Origin of the sequence: Myxococcus sp. CA051A (genome assembly GCF_013336705.1) — a bacterium.
Taxonomy (GTDB): Bacteria; Myxococcota; Myxococcia; order Myxococcales; family Myxococcaceae; genus Myxococcus; species Myxococcus llanfairpwllgwyngyllgogerychwyrndrobwllllantysiliogogogochensis.
In genome coordinates this window covers 82,422-102,353 of record NZ_JABUMS010000021.1, presented here as the reverse complement: position 1 = coordinate 102,353, position 19,932 = coordinate 82,422, and the positions used below count along the sequence as shown (strand labels likewise).

General features: G+C 69.0%; 11 protein-coding genes. 4 read left to right on the top strand and 7 right to left on the bottom strand.

Annotation, left to right across the window (positions count from 1 at the left end; translation table 11 throughout):
- Window positions 1-110 precede the first annotated feature (110 nt).
- The 7 genes from HUA74_RS39095 to HUA74_RS39065 all read right to left on the bottom strand — a co-directional run bounded on the left by HUA74_RS39095 (window position 111) and on the right by HUA74_RS39065 (window position 16,939).
- Window positions 111-4,670 (bottom strand): myxosortase-dependent M36 family metallopeptidase, encoded by a 4,560-nt coding sequence (locus HUA74_RS39095; RefSeq protein ID WP_174458650.1) that lies wholly within the window; start codon window positions 4,668-4,670, stop codon window positions 111-113.
- A gap of 49 nt (window positions 4,671-4,719) precedes the next feature.
- Window positions 4,720-7,323 carry an Ig-like domain-containing protein gene (locus HUA74_RS39090; RefSeq protein WP_174458649.1) on the bottom strand — a complete coding sequence of 868 codons (2,604 nt, stop codon included), beginning with the start codon at window positions 7,321-7,323 and terminating at the stop codon, window positions 4,720-4,722.
- A 153-nt stretch (window positions 7,324-7,476) separates the two neighbouring features.
- On the bottom strand, window positions 7,477-10,959 hold the full coding sequence (locus HUA74_RS39085) for a hypothetical protein (protein WP_174458648.1): 3,483 nt from the start codon (window positions 10,957-10,959) through the stop codon (window positions 7,477-7,479).
- Window positions 10,960-11,062: 103 nt separating this feature from the next.
- The gene (locus HUA74_RS39080; protein WP_141643310.1) at window positions 11,063-11,722 is read right to left on the bottom strand and encodes a response regulator transcription factor; all 660 of its coding nucleotides are present in this window, start codon (window positions 11,720-11,722) and stop codon (window positions 11,063-11,065) included.
- Window positions 11,700-14,936 carry a two-component regulator propeller domain-containing protein gene (locus HUA74_RS39075; RefSeq protein ID WP_217443686.1) on the bottom strand — a complete coding sequence of 1,079 codons (3,237 nt, stop codon included), beginning with the start codon at window positions 14,934-14,936 and terminating at the stop codon, window positions 11,700-11,702. Before HUA74_RS39075 ends, HUA74_RS39080 begins: the two co-directional genes overlap by 23 nt.
- A 201-nt stretch (window positions 14,937-15,137) precedes the next feature.
- Window positions 15,138-15,416, bottom strand: a complete 279-nt coding sequence (locus tag HUA74_RS39070; protein WP_141643311.1) for a hypothetical protein — start codon at window positions 15,414-15,416, stop codon at window positions 15,138-15,140.
- A 50-nt stretch (window positions 15,417-15,466) separates the two neighbouring features.
- Window positions 15,467-16,939, bottom strand: coding sequence for a serine hydrolase domain-containing protein (locus HUA74_RS39065; protein WP_174458647.1), 1,473 nt, complete (start codon window positions 16,937-16,939; stop codon window positions 15,467-15,469).
- Between the two features lie 108 nt (window positions 16,940-17,047).
- On the opposite strand from HUA74_RS39065, the gene HUA74_RS39060 reads away from it, so the two are divergent.
- The 4 genes from HUA74_RS39060 (at window position 17,048) to HUA74_RS39045 (ending at window position 19,927) form a co-directional block, all read left to right on the top strand.
- Window positions 17,048-17,596, top strand: a complete 549-nt coding sequence (locus tag HUA74_RS39060) for a TlpA family protein disulfide reductase (RefSeq protein WP_371817379.1) — start codon at window positions 17,048-17,050, stop codon at window positions 17,594-17,596.
- Window positions 17,597-17,631: 35 nt separating this feature from the next.
- Window positions 17,632-17,934 (top strand): hypothetical protein, encoded by a 303-nt coding sequence (locus HUA74_RS39055; protein WP_141643313.1) that lies wholly within the window; start codon window positions 17,632-17,634, stop codon window positions 17,932-17,934.
- A 154-nt stretch (window positions 17,935-18,088) separates the two neighbouring features.
- Window positions 18,089-18,361 (top strand): hypothetical protein, encoded by a 273-nt coding sequence (locus tag HUA74_RS39050; RefSeq protein ID WP_174458646.1) that lies wholly within the window; start codon window positions 18,089-18,091, stop codon window positions 18,359-18,361.
- Complete coding sequence (locus tag HUA74_RS39045; protein WP_174458645.1) at window positions 18,362-19,927, top strand: efflux RND transporter periplasmic adaptor subunit; 1,566 nt, start codon at window positions 18,362-18,364, stop codon at window positions 19,925-19,927.
- The last annotated feature ends 5 nt before the right edge of the window (window positions 19,928-19,932 follow it).

The window sequence follows — 19,932 nt, the reverse complement described above, 5'->3', positions numbered from 1 at the left end:
CGAAGGCCCGGAGCAGGTCGGTTTCATCCCGACTCCTCATCGCGGGCGGTGAGTCCGTCCTCCAAGCGAGGCGGTGGCGACCAGGCCACCACCCCGCTTGAATCACCCCGTCAGGGGGCCTCGTGCCGCCGCCGCGCCAGCAGCGCGAGCAACAACAGCGTCAGTGGGAACATGGCCGGTGTGCCCGTGGCTGAGCACCCGGACTCCTTCGGTGGCACCACCTTCGGGCTCACGGACACCGTCACGCTGTCCTCGGCGGACAAGCCACTCTCGGCGGTGACCTTCACGATGAAGGTCAGCGTCGTGGGGGCGCTCACCTCCGGCGCGGTGAAGCTGGCACCCGCCGTCGCCCCGTCCTTCAGCGACACCGAAGGCCCCTCGCTCTGGCGCCATGCATAGGTCAGGGTGCCCTGCTCCGGATCCTCGGCGGAGGCGGTGAGCGTGACGGAGCTCGTGGCCTCCGTGGACAGGTCCTCACCCGCGCTCACCGTGGGCGCGAGCGCGACATGGCGCACCGTCACGCTTACCGTCGCGCCTTCACTCTCCAGCAAGCCATCACCCACCTTGAGCTGGAAGGTGAGCTCCACCGAGCCCCTCACCACCGCCGGAGCCGTGAAGCTCGGCGTCGAGGTCTCCGCCCCCGTGAGCGTCACGGCCGGACCCGACACCTGCGTCCACCGATAGCCCACGAGCACGTCCCCTTCCGGGTCCTCGCCACTGCCCTGGAGCGTCACTGAACCGCCCTCGTCCACCGTCTGGGCGGGTCCCGCGAAGGCCACGGGCGCCTGGTTCACCTGGCGCACGAGGACCTGGACCGTGTCCCGGTCTTGCAGCCCCTCGTTCAACACCGTCAGCCGGAACGTCAGCGTAGCATCGGCGATCACTTCCGGAGCCGTGAAGCTCGGGGTGGCCGTCTGCGCGTCGCTGAGCGTCACGACCGGGCCCGCCACCTGCTCCCAGCGATAGGCCAGGACACCGGGCAGCTCGCTGCTCCCGCTGCCGTGCAGACTCACCAGGGAGTGCTCGTCGACGGCGAGCCCCTCGCCCGCTTCGGCTCGCACCAGCCCCGAGGTGCACAGGCCCTGCTCGTCCGTGAGCACCGTGAACGGCGTCTGGGTAAGGCCCGTGAAGCCAACGGAATCGATGAACCAGCCGGCGGCGCCGACCGCCTCGTCCGTGCCGATGCGGAAGCGGATGTGCACGGCCTTCCCCGCGTAGCGGGTGCCGAGATTCACATTCGTGGTGATCCACGTGTTCTGGGAGAAGGCGAAGCTGGCACCGCGGAAGGCGCGGCGCCCCACCAGGGGATTCACGTTGCCCTCATACGGCGTGAGCACACCCGTATAGCCATTCAGGACGATGCTCTCGCCAATGTCCGTCCAGCTCTTCCCGCCATCCTCGGACAGCTCGATGACACCTCCGTCGAAGTACTCCCCACCGGAGGTCTCGAAGGAGTACCGGTGGCGGAACGAGAACGAGAGCGCGCCCTGCCCCACCTGAAGCTCGGGCGAGACAAGCGCGAAGTCCGCGACCCGTCCCACCGCTTCGCCCAGGAAGGCCCGCTCGAGCGTGGAACTCTCATTCACCCGGAAGGACACATCACCCAGCGCGGACGTCATCTCCCACGGCAGGTACCTCGCATCCACCGATTCCACCGCGGACGCGCCTGGCAGCTCATCCTGCTCCACGCGGGCCACCAGCGTCGCCGTCTTGTCGCCCGCCACGACACCATTGGCATCGCGATAGGCGATGGCGAAGCGAATGAGCGAACGCGGCGCCGCTCCAGTCAGCGACACCGGAATGTCCACGGTCGCGGTTTCGAAGAGGCCCACGACGGGGAAGGACTGCTGGCCTCCGTTGGCCAGCTTGACGCCGGGGCTGTCCGCAGTGACGGTGACGCTCGTCGCTCGCAGCGGCTCGCTTCCCGTGCCACGCAGGGTGATGCGCAGGACACCCGTCTCACCGTTGTCCAGGTACCCATCCGCGTCACACGTCCGCGCGGAGGCGTCTCCAGCGCCCTCATCGGTGAGCTCCGCCGAGACGAACATCACGTCCGGGCCCGTGCGATAGCTCTCCACCACGCCAGCATGGGACGCGGAGGCCCGGTCCGGAGCCACCGCGCCGATGCCCGCGCCGCGCCGGGCGAAGGCCGCCGAGAAGCGCTCGAAGTCCACCGGGTCTCCCGCATACGCGGCCGCGAGCAACGCATCGCGAGCCTCCAGGAAGGTGGGCGAAGCCGGAGTCAGCGTGTACGCCAGGACGAGATAGCTCTTCATCCTCCGCTGCGCCTCCGCGAACGTCAGCCGTGAGGTGTCGCGCAGCAGCGCGACGTAGCACTCCCACAGCATGCTGGCCCAGACCTCACCCGCGTTGTGGTACTCGGCATTGCTGGAGCCATCCGCGCCAAAGGCATACGCAACACCCGAGGGCAACGGGATGCCATTGCTCATGTGCTGGAGCGTCAATGGATTCTTCCGGAAGTCCACCGAGTACGGCACGCGACGGATGCCGAAGTAGGAGGAGTCCGGCCCCATGTTGCGTGTCGCGTACTCGCCCGTGGGGAACACGCCGGTCCAGTTCGGATTCGACGCGACCTGGGCATCTTCCTCCCGCACCATCATCAGCAGGGCATGGAAGTCCGCCCACCCCTCCCCCATGCTGCGCCCCTGGTTGTTTCCAAGACCCGCGCCGTCGTGAACGAGGCGGTTGCTGATGTAGTGCCCCCACTCGTGCGCGACGATGCCCGTGTCGATGGTGCCGTCCAGGTCACCCACGGACCGCTTGGCCAGGGTGACCCACACGCCGGTGGACAGGTGCTTGCGCAGAAGCTCCGCATCCCCCGACTGGATCATCACCGCGCCGATGGCGGGCAGCGCCAGCCCTTCCGTGGCCCCCATGCCGGCGGGCAACGCCTGGCCCGGGCTGTTGGCGATGATGACACCGGTGGCCCCAGCGGCCTGCGCGAGCAGCACCTTGAGGTGAAGGCCGCAGGTGCCCCGGTCCACGAGCGCGATCTGCCCCGCGATCTCCGCGGCGTTGGTCAGCGCCGAACAGCCATCCGTCGTCGAGGGGCCCGCCGCATCCGCCGCGTCGAGCGCCTGGACCACCCGAGCGCTCGCCGCGAAGAAGCGAGGGCTGAACTGCGCGGTGATGAACGTGTACGGCCGCGCGACTTCCTCGGGAGCCGTCACCTCGAAGGTGAGCTGCGGTTGCGTGCCGGTGAAGACATACATCTGCATGCGGGGACTGGCCCCATCGGCGGGCGTGGCCATGTTCGCGTTGTTGACGCCGCTGTAGTCCTGCGCCTCGGCCTTGATGCGGTCTCCGCCCAGCCCGCCCCGTCCGAGGTTGTCCTGCTGGCCGTTGCCAGCCGCCTCGTCGAAGCCCACGTCGTAGTAGTCGTCGTGCAACCAATTGTTCACGTAGAACAACTGCGTCACCGCGGACTGGAGCTGTTGCGGCGTCTCATACGGCAGCAGGTCGAAGCTGTAGGGATAGTCGAAGGTCGCCGGCCCGCTGATGTGGCCACGCACGTCCCCAGGACCGAACCCATCCGGCGCACTGGCGTCCACGTAGGCATCCACGTTGTTGCCGGTCGTCTCGGTGGCGTCCACCGGGAGCCAGGGGTCATTGCGACTGAAGGGCGCGCTGTCGAGCGTCACCAGGTTTCGCTCGACGAAGGGCGGCACGTAGCCGTTCGGAGTCCCCGTCGGGTGAGGAATCTGCTCGTTGCCGGAGGGGCCCGCGAACGGCGTGTACGGCGTCGTGGCATCCGCCCAGACCCGATAGCTGTGTGCCGCGTCCGCCGTGAGGTCATTGCGGAAGAGCACGCGGCCGTCGTCCGCGGCGATGACGTACGCGTAGTAGTCCGACGTCGATGACTCCGGGACTCCCGTGTTCAGCTCCACGTAGTGGGCGGGAATCAGCCCCTCGGGCAGCTCGAAGAGCACCGGCTTGATGCGCGCGGGAAGTCGCAGGCTCACCGGGAGCGGGCGCGCGTAGGAGGCCAGCTCATAGCGGGTGTAGCGCCCGGAGCCAGGCCCCGTGGTCCGCAGCAGGCTCGCGTCGAGCGACCGGCCCGTCAGGTCCGCGAACGCCACGGCCGCGGCCTGCGTGGCCCCCAGCGAGTCGCCCCGAGCGGAGCGCTTGGCGCCCTGCCCCGAATCCCGAGCCAGGTGACCCGAGGCGGCCACCAGCACATTGCGCGAGTCGAGCAGCAGCCTGACGCCGCCTCGGAACACCTCGACTCCGCCCACCTCCTGTCTCAGCGTCACCACCGAGGAGCCCAGCGGGCTGCGGCGGGTGCTGGCGACGAAGACACCCTCTTGCGAGAGCGAGCGGTCCCCATAGAGGGGCGCCAGCGCGTCGAGCTGGGCGCGAGCCGCCGTGGCCGGAGTCATCCGGGCGTAGGCGCTGTCGGCTCGAAGCGCCAGGGGCCGCGCGGCACCCGCCATGGGCTTGGAGGCCCAGACGAAGGTGGGTACTCCGAGCCGGGAGTCGGTGTGCAGCACCCGGGCATCCGGGAACGCTCCTTCCGGTGGCATGGCACCGGCGTCCCGCGCGGGGGCGTGTTCCAGGAGCGCATCGTGGTTCGGAGGGGCACTGGCACCCGCCCGCGTGCCGGCGAGCGCCAGGACCACCCCGGCAAGGGTTCTGAGCAGAGTCTTCATGAGAGGGACCTCGAGAGCGGGCGAAGTGCGAGACGGGCCGGGGACGGCGCTAGCGAACCCAAGACACGCGCCTCACGAAGTACGCGGGCGGATTGCCCATGGAGACAGCGTCCGTGCCATCGATGTTGGAGACCATGATGGTCTCAATCCCTGTCTCCGGATCGGACTGCGCGTAGGCCACGCGCGTACCGTCCGGAGAGAGCGTGAAGAGCGACTGCAGGTACCTGCCGCCATTGCCGAGCCCGATGGGACGCACGATCTCTCGCCCGGTACCATCGGGCTTCACACGCTCCAGCCAGGTGTCCGAGGTCACGTCCAGGTTCCGGTAGTGATAGAGCAGGTCACCATTGGGCAGCACCATCGGGAACTTCGAGAGGGACGCCATCTCCTGCCCCCGGACCGCGAAGTCGAGCACCTTGCGCGCGCTCCTGTCCGCGAGGGAGTAGGCCCAGAGCCGGGTGCCCTTGGCCAGATACTCGACCGTGTAGAGCGTGGCGCTGTCGCGCGAGAAGGTGCCGTAGACCACGGAAGAGATGGGCGTGGGCGACGGCATGTCATTGACGTCCGCGATGAGGATGCGCCGCTCGTCGGTCCCGTCGGGGCGGATGATGTACTGGAACTCCATGGAGGCACGGCCCGGGAATGGGTCGTACGAACAGGACCTCACGAAGGAGATCCACTGCCCATCCGGCGAGAACTCGACGGAGCGCTCTCCGCACAGCGCGGGGCTCACCTGCGAGAGGCGCCTCACATGGCTGCCATCCGCATCCGCGAGGTAGACGACGCCCCGGAAGAAGATGCCTCCGAACATGTCGCGCCCATCCACCCACGCCATCGTCTTGCGGTCGGGCGAACGGGTCAGCTCGGAGTGCACGTCGCGAGGCGAGACGAAGGGAGCGGGAACCGGCGTGAGCTGACGAAGCCGTGTGCCGTCCGGAGCCACGGCGTACGCCTGCGGGAAGGCCGTCTCCTCGCTCGTGGCCTCCCCTGTCGGTGACGCGGCATACAGCAGCAACTCGGACGCGTCCGGCGCGCGCAGGGTGCCCACGGTGGCGCTCAGCGCCGTCTCTCCGCCGAGGCGCACGGGAGCGCCCGCCTCGCTGACATCGAGCAATTCGAGCAGCAGCGTGTAGCGGCCCTTGATGGCGAAGCGCGTGCGGAAGGCCCAGGTCTGGCCCTCGCTCGTCTGGAGCCGCGTCGTGCCCACCTCGAACCCTTCCTCCGGGCCCAGATAGGTGACACCACTCGCGTCCGTCTCGAAGCCACCCATCCAGGTCTCGGGCCGGTCCGACACTTCGCCCGCCGTCCCCGTGTCGTAGCGCAGGGCCTGCCCCACGACAGGAGACTGGATCTCCGGCTCGGACGAAGTCATGGGGGGATTCGTGCGGCTCAGCGTCACCCGCCAGCGCAGCTTCGTGGAGGGGGAAACCGCCTTGGCGAGCTGAGCCGTGAAGGAGACCACCCCATCCTCCAGCGTCTGGAAGGTGGGGACGACCGCGGAGACACTCAGGCGCGCGACATTCACCTGGGCGCTGGCGCTCAGGCCGTTGAAGGTCGCCGTGAGAGACGAAGCACCCGGACCCACCGGCGTGACCTGGCCGCGCGTGGAGGCATCCATGGAGACGACGGCCACCGTGGGCTGGCTGCTCTTCCACGTGGCGCTGGCGGTGACGTCCTGGCTCGTGCCGTTATCGAGCGTGGCCGTCGCATGGAGCTGGCGCGGGTGTCCTTCCACCAGCGTGACCTCCGCTGGCGAGAGCGTGAGCGCGGTGGCCTCCGCGACCGTCAGCTGGGTGCTCCCGCTCACCTCACGGAACGTCGCCGTGATGCGCGCGGTGCCCATCCCCTGACCGCTCGCGAGGCGCTGGCTCAGGGACAGGACCGCCGTGTCACTGGAGCTCCAAGTCGCCTCGGTGGAGACATCCGCCACCGTGCCGTCGGAGCGCGTGGCGGTGGCGACCAACGACACGGTGCTTCCACGGGCGAGCGAGGCCGCATCGGGCGTCACGGCGATGGCGGTGACGACGGCGTCGGTGACAGTCACCAAGGCGGAGACCTCCACCGTGCCGAGCACCGCCCGGACCGTGGCCTGCCCCGGAGCGATGGCGCGCACCAGGCCGCTCTCGGAGACCGTGGCCACCGTCGCGTCCGAGGAGTTCCACTGGACGTCACTGGTGACGACGTGCGTGCCGCCATCCGTGAGGGTGGCCGTGGCCGTGAGCTGCTGGGAGAGCCCCACGGCGAGGGACGGCGCCGCGGGAGCAATCACCATGGAGACCAGCGTGGCGTCGGTCACCTGCACGGGCGCTTCCGCGGAGACCGCGTCCCACCGGGCCCGCACGGTCGTCTGGCCCTGGGCCAGCGCTCGCACCTGGGGCGCGCCACTCGCGTCCTGGGACACCGTCGCGATGGCGGCGTCATCCGAGGACCACGTCGTCTCCCGCGTGACATCGCGCGTGCTGCCATCGGAGAGGGTGGCCGTCGCCACCACCTCGCCCCCCAGGCCCGCGGCGAGCGTGAAGCTCGTGGGCGCGATCCGCAGGGATTTCACGGAGGAGGGAGACTTGTCGCTGCTACACGCCGCGATGGCGGCCACGGAGACAAGCCCGAGCAACGCGCGGTGAAGCCAACGACGACCGGAACGCTCTCTCATGAATCGACCTCTCTGCACGGCGCCGCGCATCCGACACGCGAGGACCGGGGATGGGGAATGGTGACTGTGAAGAAGGAGGGAACCGCGAACCATCGGGGGCGCCCCTAGGAGTCCCTCAGGAATCCCCTAGGGGCGCGTGGCGCCGCGCACGGCTCAGGGGCGCGGACTGGCGCTCACGCCACGGAAGGCGGTGTTGGCCGGGGCCGTCGCCAGCACGGTCACCGAGGGAGTCACCGTGCTCCCGTCGTCCAGGAAGGTGACCACCATGTTGCCCGCGCCACCCGAGCTGCTCAGGTAGGTGGTGACGTAGACCCTCACGCCCGAGGGAGTCTTCGTCGCGGAGACACCATGGGCTGCCATGCGGTTGGTCGTCGTCCCCGCGACGGCGAAGGTGGGCACGAAGGAGTCCTTCTTGCTCCAGGCCACTCCGTCGAAGGTCCACTTCTCCAGGCGCAACGTGTCCGGCGTTCCACCCTGCGAGGCAGGGAGGCTGATGTTGATGGAGACGTAGGCCGTGTCCACTCCCTCCACCTCGGGGTCCAGGTCGAGCAGCGCGAAGCCGGAGGTCGTGAGCGTGATGGCGAACGAGGGCAGTTGAACCGGGGTCTCCATCACGGTGGGGAGCGCGGAAGGGAACGCGTGCACGCCCTGACGGTAGCCCTGCGGGTTCGGGACCGGCGCGATGCCGAGCGTGAAGTAGACACGCCCGTCGAAGACATTCACGACACGGCAGTCATTCACCCCGTTGGAGAGGACGGTCGATGCCCTGGGGTTCGCGCCCGCCAGGACGTGGCGGATGCCACCACCCCGCCCCGCGAGCCAGTACGCGGAGCCATCCACCGTCGTGGCCGAGCGCACCGAGTCGAGGTCATAGGCATCGCTCAGGCGAGCGCCGATGGTGAAGGCTCCCGCGACATCCACCTGACCCACCACGCGGGACGTCTGCGCCGCGGACGTGCCGGAGACATTCGCGGTTCCCACCTCCGCGTCATACCCCGCGAAGGTGAGCAGGCGGCCGTCCCCGGAGAGCGAGAGGAACCCCTGATAGTCATCGCTGCCGGAGACGGTCAGCCGGTTCGCGCCAGCAAGGCCCATGGCGGGAATCGCGAGGGTCCGCACCGGAGCCCCCCCCGTGGGGCGGTACTCCTCGAGGAAGGCCTCGGTGGCGGACGCGTTGAGGGCCGAGGCGCCGCCCCCCACGTGAAGCACCATCACGTTGGGCGCGCAGGAGACGGCCACGGTGAGGCCCGCATCGCCCATGGTGCCCGTGCCGCTCAGCACCTCGCATGTCTGCCCCAGCGGCTGACGGCTCACCTGCACCGAGTACGACTCACCGGGGAGCAGCCCTTGCGCGAAGGCGTGCTCTCCATCGGCGACGACGGTGAGGGTGTCTGTTCCGGAGCGCAGCCCCAACGTGCCCGTCAACCCCGCGACGTGAACCCCCAGCGCGTAGACATCCTCACAGGAGACCGCGAGGTCGGAGACCGGACCTCCATTCACCGCGCCGTCCCCGGACTGGACGGAGCAGCGCTGCCCCACCGGCTGCGTCTTCACCGTCACCGCGTACGTGGCCTGGTCCACCACGGACCGGGTGAAGGTAAACGGACCGTTGGCGGAGAGCGCGAGCACGTCGTCGCCGTTGTTCTGGAGTTCGAGCGTGGCGCCCGCCGCCAGCCCCGCCACGACGCCTCCGACAGGGTATGACGTCCCTCCACAGAGCACCGTCACGTCGGTCACATCCCCCGCGCCCATGGTGCCAAAGCCCTTCGCCACGCTGCACCCCAGCGGGGACGCGATCTCCGCCGAGACGGAGTAGGCGCTACCAAACGCCACCGGCGTCGGGAAGGCGAAGGCACCATTCACGGCCACGGTGAGCGCCGTCCCTCCGTTGTTCCGCAGCACCACGGACTGCGAGCCGTCGAGCCCGGCCACCGTGCCCCTTACGACGAAGGAGTCCGGGCTGCATGTGACAGCCACCTGCGTGACATTCGAGCCTCCCACCGTGCCCGTACCCTGCTGCACCGAGCAGGACTGCCCCGCAGGCTGCGTCTTCACCGCGACGGCGTAGGCCCCCAGGTCCGCCACCGGACGGGTGAACGTGAAGGCACCGTTGGAGTCGACGGTGAGGACCTCGCTCTCGTTGAGCCACAGCTCGAACGTCATTCCCTCGACGAATCCTGTCACCGTGCCCCCGACCGCGAAGGACCAGGTGCGGCACGCGACAGCCACATTCGTGACGGCCGCCGAGCCCTGCGTGCCCGTGCCATTCGGCACGACGCAGCTCAGCGGATAGGTGGCCTCCGCGGTGACGGCGTAGGTGCCGCGAAAGGGCACCCCGGTCGGGAAGGCGAAGGCGCCGTTGGCCGTGACGGTGACAGCGTCCGTCCCGTTGTTCTTCAACACCACCGACTGACCGCTGGAGAGGCCCGTCACCGTCCCACTCATTGGGTACTGCTTCGCTCCACAGGTGACGACCACCGAGCTGACATTGGCTCCGCTCAGCGTGCCCGTTCCCCCCACCATCTCGCAGTCATGTCCAATGGGCGAGGAAACGAGGCTCACCGCATAGCCCGCGAGGTCGTCCACGGGCTGCGCGAAGGTGAAGGGGCCGTTGGTGTTGACCAGGAGCGTCTCGGCGCCGTTCTGCAGCTTGAGCACGCCTCCCTTGATGATGCCCGACACCGTTCCGCCCACCTGGTATCGCGTGGTGGTGCAGGTGACAGCGACGTTGGTCACCGCCTGCGCCGCCATGGTGCCCTCGCCCCGCGACACGCTGCACGTGACGGGATAGGTCGCCTCGACGGTGACCGCGTACGGCGCCCCGAAGGCCACCGGACGGGCGAAGGTGAAGAGGCCGTTGGAGGACACGGTGACGGCGTCTTCGCCGTTGTTCCTCAGCACGACCGATTTCCCTGGGGTCAGGCCGAACAGCGAGCCGCCCAGGGCGAAGGTCCGCGCCGTGCAATGGACCGCCACATCGGTGACCGCCGAGCCGCTCAGCGTGCCCGCGCCGTGCTCCACGATGCAGTCGTGGCCCTCGGGCTGCGCCTTCACCGTCACCGCGTAGTCCGTGAGGTCCGCGACCTCCTCCGCGAAACGGAAGGCTCCGCTCTCCGTGATGGTGAGCACTGGCCCTCCATTGTTCTGGAGCTCCAGCGTGGAGCCCGCAACCAGGCCGGACACGCTGCCTCCCACCGCGTGGAGGTTCGCCGCGCAGCTCACGAGGACGCCGGTGACGTCCGCATCCCCCACGGTGCCGCTCGCCTCCCCCGTGGTGCATGTGGCGCCCGCCGGCTGCTCCTGGATGACGACCGAGTAGGCGCTCCCTTCCGCCACCTTCTGGCCGAATACGAAGGCCCCATTGGCGCTCACCCGCAGCGAATCGTCGCCATTGCGCAGCACCACCTGGGCGCCCTCACGCAGGCCCGTGACGGTGCCGCCCACCGCGTGGCTGACAGGTGTCTCGCCTCCGGCATCTGTCCCGCCTCCGGCATCTGGCTCGCCTCCGGCATCTATCCCGCCTCCGGCATCTGGCTCGCCTGGCGACTTCGGGTCCGAACCGCAAGCGGTGAGCACGACACTCAGGAGTCCCACCAGCAAGGCGCTGGAGAGACGGGGACGGGGATGGAGACTCATGCGGTGGGGGCGCTCCGTGAGGGACGAGGACACGGCGCGACGCTAGATAACCCTCGGATGAGCCCACCATCGGGGAGCCCCCTAGCCGTCCCTCAGGAATCCCCTACGGCCCCACGGGCTCCCCCGGGACGAGCCCGTGGCGCACCGCGAGGCGGACGAGCGAGGGGACGTCGTGGATGTCCAGTCGGTCCATCAACTGCGTCCGGTGTGCCTCCACCGTCTTCACGCTCACGTCCAGCCGCTCGGCGATGGCACGCGTGCCGTTCCCCTCCGCGATGAGCTGGAGGATCTCCCGCTGGCGCGAGGTGAGGAGGTCCAGGGGATTCGCCGCGGGCGTCTCCTCGGTGATGCGCAAGAAGCCCGCCACCACCGTCTGGGAGATGGCGGGGCTCAGGTAGGTGCGCCCCTGCGACACGGAGTCCAGCGCCACCTTGAGCTCCTCCACCGCCGAGTCCTTGACGAGGTAGCCCGCCACCCCCGCGCGCAGCGCCTGCGCCACGTACTCCGCCGAGGTGTGCATGGAGAGCACGAGCACCCGCGTGGAGGGGCTCAGCTTCGGCACCCGCCGCGCGACCTCGATGCCATTGAGCCCGGGCAGCGACAGGTCCAGCAGCAGCACGTCCGGCTGGAGCTTGTTCGTCAACACCAGCGCCTCCTGCCCGTCGCCGCATTCCGCGAGCACCGTCACCCCACCGAAGGTTTCGAGCAGCGCGCGCAGCCCCGCCCTCACCAACTGGTGGTCATCCGTCAGCAACACGCGCATGCGTTCCTCCGATGGAGTCGTCCTCCAGTCGCACTTCCGCCACCACCCGCGTCCCCTCCCCTGGGCGCGAGGTCACCTCGAAACGTCCTCCGAGGTCTCGAACCCGCTCCTGCATGCCGAACACCCCGAAGCTTCCGGGGGCACGGCCTGTCAGGACCTGGTCGACCTCGAAGCCCTTCCCGTCGTCTCGCACCTCGAGCCGGATGAGCTGCCCGACCGATTCCAACCTGACGTCGATGCGCCGGGCGTTCGCGTGGCGCAAGGCATTGGTGACCGCCTCCTGGATGACCCGGAAGACGACGATGTCTCGCCCCGCGCCCAGCGAGGGAGGCGCCGCCGCCGAGGTGAACACCAGCTCCACCCCACTGCGCTGAGTCACCCCGCGCAGGTACCACTCCAGCGCGGAGACCAGCCCCAGTTCGTCGAGCTGAGGGGGACGCAGGTCCACCGAGAGCGCGCGCACCTGGCCGATGAGCCGGTCGATGAGCGCGACGGCGTCCGGCAGGCGCACCGCCGCGGGACCGGTGATGGGGACCGTGGCGCTCACCAGGCCCAGGTTGAGCTTCACCGCGGTGAGCGCCTGGCCGAACTCGTCATGCAGCTCCCGGGCAAGGTGCTTGCGCTCCTCTTCCTTCGCCGCCTCCAGTCGCATGGTCAGGCGACGAAGCCGGTCGCGCCCCGTCTGCGCCTCCTCGAGGGCCTGCTCGCGCTCGACCTGCAAGGTGCGCAGCGCCTGGTTGCGCCGGCCCAGCAGGCGGGTGCGCCACGCGAGCCCCGCCACCAAGAGGATGAGGACCACCGCGAGCGTGCCGAAGCGCACGTCGGTGCGCTGCCAGAGGGGCGGGGCGACGCGCAGGACGAAGGGGCGCATCCGGACCCACTCACGCCCCGGACTGCGCGCGCGCAGTTGCAGGGAGTGCTCCCCCGGCGGGAGCGAGTGAAAGGAAATCTGGTTCCGAGTGCCCAGCGGAAGCCAGGGCTCGTCGGAGGTGAAGCGGTACGCGTACTCCGTGCCGCTGCGTCCGTAGTCGAGCAACGAGAACTCGAGCGAGAACGGCTGATGCCACGGCACGTCCAGGCGGGACAGCTCCCACACGGGCTTGTCTGGCAGGGCGTCGCGCTCCAGCCCCTCGATGGAGGTGAGCACCAGGGGCGGCGGCGGCTCTCGCGGCGGACGCACCGTGGGGTCCAGGTCCACGAGTCCCTTGGAGCTTCCCCAGTAGAGCCGTCCTCCCAGCAGGGCCACCGCCTCTGGGTTGAACACCCCCGTGGGCAGTCCATCCGACGCGGCGTAGTTCTCGAACGCCTGGGTGTGCACCTCGAGGCGGGAGAGTCCCGCGCGGGTGCTCACCCAGAGCGCGCCATCCGGGGCACGCGCCAGCGCCATCACGTTGTCGTCGATGAGCCCCTCGGCGCTGGTCCACAACGCCACGTCCACGGGCACGCCCGCCTCGTCGAGGGAGACGCGCTGCAACCCACCGCCCACCGTCCCCACCCAGACCGCCCCTGTCGGGTCTTCCATCAATGTGCTCACGTAGAAGTGGCTCAGGCGCGGCACCGAGCTCGCGCCCAGTCGGGTGCAGTCGAGCGTGTCCTCTCCCGCCGTGCAGACATTGAGCCCGCCCGAGCGCGTGCCCACCCAGAAGCGCCCACGCCGGTCCTCCATCAACGCCGTCACATAGTCGTCGGACAGCGAGCGCGGTGCATCCGCGCCGTGCCGGAAGGCCTGGAAGTCGTCGGTCTCCGGGCGATAGCGCTGCAGCCCGTCGCCGCCACTGCCCAGCCATACCCGTCCGCGCGAGTCCTCCAGCAGCGCGGTGACGTAGCGAGGATTGTCACCCGCGCCGGTGTCCAGGCGACTGCGGTACATCTTCAACCGGCCCGTCCCGGGCTCGAAGCGGTACGAGCCCTGCGTGAAGCCCGCCCACAACATGCCCTCCCTCGTGCGCAGCAGGCTCAGCACACCGCGCGCATCCGCGCCCTCGGGAACGGGCACGCGCAGGGGCTCCGCCTGACCGGTGCGCACGTCCACGCGGTCCACGCCCCCGCCGAAGCTGCCCACCAGCAGGTGGCCTTCGTCCTCGGGAATCACCGCCCACACGTCCTCATTCGTCAGCCCGGAGGTCCTGTCCCCACCCCTCGCCCGCAACGTCTGGAAGACGTCGGAGCGCAGCGGCGCATGGAACAGGCCCATTCCAAACGTGCCGATGAACAGGTCTCCGCTCGCGCCCACGGCGAGCGAGCCCTCGTCGATGCGCTGCTCGTAGCCGGGCCCCGCCGAAGGAAGCCGCTCCTCGCTCACCACTCCGCTCACGGTGTCCACGCGAAACAGGCCTGAGCCGAAGGAGCCGACCCACAGCGTCCCTCGCCCATCGGGCTCGAGCTCGGTGACGGTGCGCAGCTTGTCCACGACGCTGGACGGCGTGAGCCTGGCGCGGCGAAGGACCTGCTCGCCCGGCACGATCCGATAGAGCCCCGCGCGCGTCCCCACCCACATTCCCCCGCCCAGGTCCGGGGCGAGGCTGAAGACATCCCTCGCGTCGGGGCCTCCCTCGTCTGGAGAGACGTGCTCGAAGGCGTGGGTTCCCGGGTCCAGCCGGAACAAGCCTCCCTTGAGCGTGCCCACCCAGAGCACGCCGGCGCGGTCGTGACGCAGCGCCATCACGAACTCCTCGCCGCCTCCCGGTACGAGCGGCACGCGCATCGCTCGCCCGGTCGATGGGTCCAGCAACGCCAGGCCCGCGCTCGTCCCCACCCACAGTTGGCCGTCATCCGCGTCCGCGAGCGCGAACACGCCGTCGTGGGGAAGGCTCGTGGCGTCCGAGGAGTCGTGGCGGAAGTGTTTGAAAGACCAGTGTGCCCGGTCCACCAGGCTCAGCCCGCCCGTCATGGTGCCGACCCACAGACGACCGAGACGGTCCTCGAACAGGGTCCGCACCGCGTTGCTCGCCAGGGATGCGGGGTTGCCGAGCTCGTACTGGAACTTGCGAAAGCGCTGACCGTCGTGGAGGTAGAGCCCCTCGCGAGTGCCAATCCAGAGCAGGCCCACGCGGTCGTACATCACCTCGGTGATGTACTCGGCCTCGAAGGGGCGGGCGCCTCCCACCTGCACCAGCTCGAGTGCCGGGGCGCCTGACGCGACGCCGGCGCTCAACCCCAGCAACATGAGAACAACCAGGAACCGAGACCACGAGGCGGCGCGCGCGGTGCGCATCCCAGGCTCATACCACTGGAGCCGAGCGGTCGTGGGCGGACACGGCGTCACTCGCGCGACGCGCCCTGCCCGCCGGCTGGCTCGCCAACCGTCTCGCCTCACGGAAAACACACCACAGGGGCAAGTGAACGGCGAGCTGCCCGGCGGCATTCCTATGACGGCGAGAAGCGCAGTGACCGTAGCCGACGCCTGGGTGCCCGCTCAGTCCTCGTTGAAGTCGGCGTCGAATGAAGCGATGGCTTGCTCAACCGTCGCGAACAGTCTGCGCCTCACCTCGGGCGCCTCTTCACAGAGCAACTCCCAGAAGCGCTGCTCGTGGCCCCGGAGCATCTCTCGCTCCACGGGCAACCAGACCCTGTCAGCGCTCTGGACCATGAAGCCCCGTCCGGGAAGCACTTCAATGCAACGGTAGATGACGGCCTTCTCTGTCCCCAGGCGTTGGACGATGTCGAAGGGGCGGTAGAGAACCGGGTCGCTCATGAGCGGGAAACATACTCCCGCGGAGCCCAAGCCCCGCGGGAGTCGATACGTCAGGGCGTCTTCGCCGCGGGCTTCTCGATCTCCTTGAGAACCTTCTCCGCGTTCGTGTTGGTCGGATCCAACTCCAGCGACCGGCGATAGCTCGACGCGGCCAGGGCCTTGTCGCCGTTGGCCAGATACGCTTCGCCCAGGCTGTCATGGACGTTCCCATCCTGCGGGAACTGCTCCACGTTGAACTTGAAGATCTCGATGGCCTCCGGCATGCGCCCGGCCGACAACAGCTGATAGCCAACGGTGTTGAGCTCTCCCGGACCGAAGAAGTACTCGGTGGGCTTCTTCTCCTTGACCGTCTTGTACCGCGCGATGGCGTCCGAGGCGGTCCCCTTGTCGAGCACCTCCCACACCACTTCACCCATCGGCTTCAGCGGAGTCTGGGGCGTGACGCCGTGCAGGATGCTCAGGGCTCCCACCGCCACGCTGCGCGCCCTCACCCCGCGCCCCACGTTGCTCAAAACGATGACGACTTCCTTCTTTTCCGGCACGCGCACCAGAAACGAGCTGAAGCCGTGGATGCCTCCACCGTGGCTCGTGGTCGCGACCTTCGTCTTCCCGTCATCCAGTTGGGTCGGGGCCACGCTCCAGCCGAAGCCGTAGTCGTCCAGCCCTGGGGTGAACATCTTCTGCTTCAGCGCCGCCGGCAGCACCTTGTCCCCGTAGAGCGCGCGGTCCCACAGGTAGAGATCCTCCACCGTCGAGTACATCGACCCGGCGGCATAAGGCAGGCCCATGTCGATGTATGCCGCGTTCACGAAGCCGCCCGGGTTGCGCTCGTAGCCGCTCGCGCGTTTCGCCAGCACCGTCGCCGACACGTCGAAGCCCGTGTTCTTCATCCCCACCGGCTCGAAGATCCGCTCGCGCAGCACCTGCGCATAGGTCTTGCCCGTCACCTTCTCGATGATGGCGCCCAGGAGGAAGTAGCCCGAGTTGTTGTACGAGTACTTCGACCCCGGCTCGAACTCCAGGTCGCCGCTGGCGAACTGCTTCACGAAGTCGGGAACCTTGTACGGATTGCGAGCGAACTTCGCACTGAAGTCTGGCCGCGACGTGTAGCTGGGGATGCCCGACGTGTGGTTCAGCAGGTGCGTCACCGTGACGCGCGCGCCCGTGTCCTGGCGGTAGTCCGGCAGGTGCTTCGTGATGGGGTCCTCGAGCCCCACCTTGCCCTCTTCCACGAGCTTCAGGATGAGCACGGCGGTGAACTGCTTGGTGATGGAGCCGATGCGGAACTTCGTGTCCGGCGTTACCGGGATCTGCCACTCGAAGTTCGCCGGGCCGTACCCCTTCTTGAGGATGATGCCCTTCTCGTCGGCGACCAGCAGCGCACCGTTGAACTGCTTCAGCTCGTGGTACTTCGCCGCCAGGCGGTCAATCGAGTCCTTCCGGCTCGCCGCGGCGGCCGGTGACACCACGAGCAACAGCGCCAGTCCCGCGACAACACCCACATCCATCCAACCGCGCTTCATTCAGGACTCCCGCGACACATAGAACAGCCAGAACCCGCCATCTCCACCGGTTCAGGCCCACAACCACGTCCCCTGCACGAACGAAGACCCCTTCGATTGCGTGCGGGCATGGCATGGGCCAAGGGCCCGCGCTACCTTCAGGGCCTGATGCGCATCCCTCACCCCTGGCATGCCCTGGCGCTCGGCCTGCTCGCCATGACCTGGGCCTGCCGGAGTGACCCTCCGCCCAGCTACGTCCGGATAGAAGGCCCCGCGCCGATCATCGCGGATGCACCGGACTCGCGCGCGTTGCTGGTGGTGTTCTGGGCGTCGTGGTGCCCTCCCTGCCGCGGGGAGACACCTCAGCTGCGTTCCCTGGCCGAATCGCCTCCCGAGGGACTCCAGGTCATCGTCCTCAGCCACGACACGGACCTCGCGGACGTGGAGTCGTACTTCGAGGGCCCTCCCCCACCCGAGTTTCGACTTCGCCTGGACGTGGGCAAGCAGGTCGCCCATGCCTTCGGCGTGGAGCTGCTCCCGACCAGCCTCCTCGTGGTCGATGGCAGGTTGGTCGCCCGCTTCCCAGGCCCTCGTGACTGGGACTCGCGGGCCATGCGACGCCTCCTGGAGAAGTTGACCGTCCCTCCGGAGAGTCGGGCCGCCGGCTCGGCGAATTGACTCCGACCCTTCGTCCTGGCTAAGCCAGTGGGTGGATGCGGTTCCTCCTGCGATTCCTGGCCGTGCTCCTCGTCCTGATGACGGGCGGCGTCTTTCAGACGCTGGCCTTCGCTTCGGATACGCACGCCGACTGCGCGGAGGAAGAAGACGACGAGTGCACCGACTGCGCTCCCAGCTGCGTCCTCTGCCCGTGCTGCCCGCTGAGGGCCACTCCCGCGCCGGTTCCCGTCCTGGAGAACCTCGCGGACGCGCCCACTCCGCCGCCCGTGCCGGGCCGCGTGGACGAGCCGGTCCTCTCCGGGCTGGCCGACGACATCTTCCAGCCGCCTAGAGCCTGACGCCTCCCTTCACGGGAGACGTGTGCCCTCCGCATGCCCACCGGGCGTGCGCGTGCATGCGCGTCCTCGTCGCCTGAAGCCTTGTCCAACGTCCCCGCGCCTGGTCGCGCGGGAATTCACCGCCGTGGGCGACTGCCCCGGCTGGAGTCTCCTCATGCGTTCGCTGCGTACCCTGTCCGTGCTCGTCGCGCTGTTCACCGTCTCCCCTGCCCTGGCCGAAGCGCCCAAGGCCCCCGAGAAGTCCCAGACCTCCGAAGCCGAGAAGCCCAAGTGTGAGCACGGCGTGCAGAAGTCCCTGTGCACGCGCTGCAACCCGAAGCTCGCCGCCGTCTTCAAGGCCAAGGGCGACTGGTGCGCGGAGCACGAGCGGCCCGAATCCCAGTGCTCCCTCTGCCACCCCGACCTCGCCAAGAAGGGCGTGAAGTAGATGCCTGCCTCCCGCGTCGGTCCGGTGATGCTGTGCGCCCTGCTCTGCCTGAGCGCGGCGAGCTGCTCCAAGGAATCCAAGCCCGCCGAGGCGGAGAAGCGCGCCGCGTCGTCGGCCGTCGCGGGAGGCACCTCCGGGCCCGCCCAGCCCATCCCCCTGTGTGAACACAAGGTGCCCGCGGAGCTGTGCACTCAATGCAACCCGGACCTCATCGACGTCTTCAAGGCACAAGACGACTGGTGCGCGGAACACGGAGTGCCCGAGTCACAGTGCTTCCAATGCAACCCAAACCTCACCTTCACCGCGCAGGCCACCGCGCCGAAGGACTGGTGCAAGGAGCACGCGGTCCCCGAGTCGAAGTGTACGAAGTGTCATCCAGCCCTCGTCGCGAAGTTCATCGAGGCCGGTGACTACTGCCGGGAGCACGGCTTCCCGGAGTCCGTCTGTCCGTACTGCCACCCGGAGCTCGTGAAGGCCGCCGGCGCGGAGCCACCCGCCTTCCCCGAGCCGGGCACGCGCGTTCGCCTCGCCTCGGCGGAGACGGCACGAGAGGCGGGCATCCAGACCCGGCGCGTGGAGAAGCGGTCCTTTGCCCGCACGTTGGAGGTCGTCGGTCAGCTCGACTTCAACAACAACCGCCGGGCCCAGCTCTCGACTCGCGGCGAAGCGCTCATCGTCGAAGTCCGAGCCGACGTCGGCGACGAGGTGAAGGCCGGACAGGCCCTCGTGGTGGTGACGTCCGGTGCGGTGGGCGCGGACCAGGGTCGGCTCTCCTCGGCCCAGGCGCGCGTGGAAGCCTCACGTGCCGCGCTCGCTCGCCAACAGGCACTCGTCGACAGTGGCATCAGCGCGCGCAAGAGCCTTGAACAGGCCCAGGCGGATGTGGTCGCGGCCGAGGCGGAGCGCGACGCCGCCCGCGCCTCCCTGACGGCCACGGGCGCCTCCGCCAGCAGCCAGCAGGGGACGTACACGCTGACAGCTCCATTCGCAGGCACGGTGGTGAGCCGCGACGCGGTCCCCGGCAGACAGGTGGGCGCGGGACAGACGCTCCTTCAAATCGCCGACCTGAGCACCCTGTGGGCCTTGCTGGAAGTGCCCGAGGCGGACGCCAGCGTGGTGCGCGCGGGACAGCCCGTCACCCTCTCGTTCGAGAGCATGCCGGGCGAAACCCGCGAGGCCACCCTCACCCGCGTGGGGGCCTCCGTGGACCCGACCACTCGCACCGTGCGCGCTCGCGTGGAGCTGCCCAACCCCGAGGGCGCCCTCAAGGCGGGCCTCTTTCTTCGAGCCCGCGTGCAGGTCGCCGCCGAACATCAGGCCCTGCTCGTCCCTCGCGCGGCCATCCAGCGCGCCGAGGGCCGCACGCTCGTCTTCGTGAAGAAGGACGCGGGACTCTACGAGCCCGTCGTGGTGGAGCTGGGCGCCGGGACTCGTGAGGTCGTGGAGGTGGTGAAGGGCCTCTCCGAGGGTCAAGAGGTCGTCACCACGGGCGCCTTCCTCCTCAAGACGGAGATCCTCAAGGAGTCCATCGGCGCGGGCTGCTGCGAGACGGCGGAAGGCGAATAGCCACC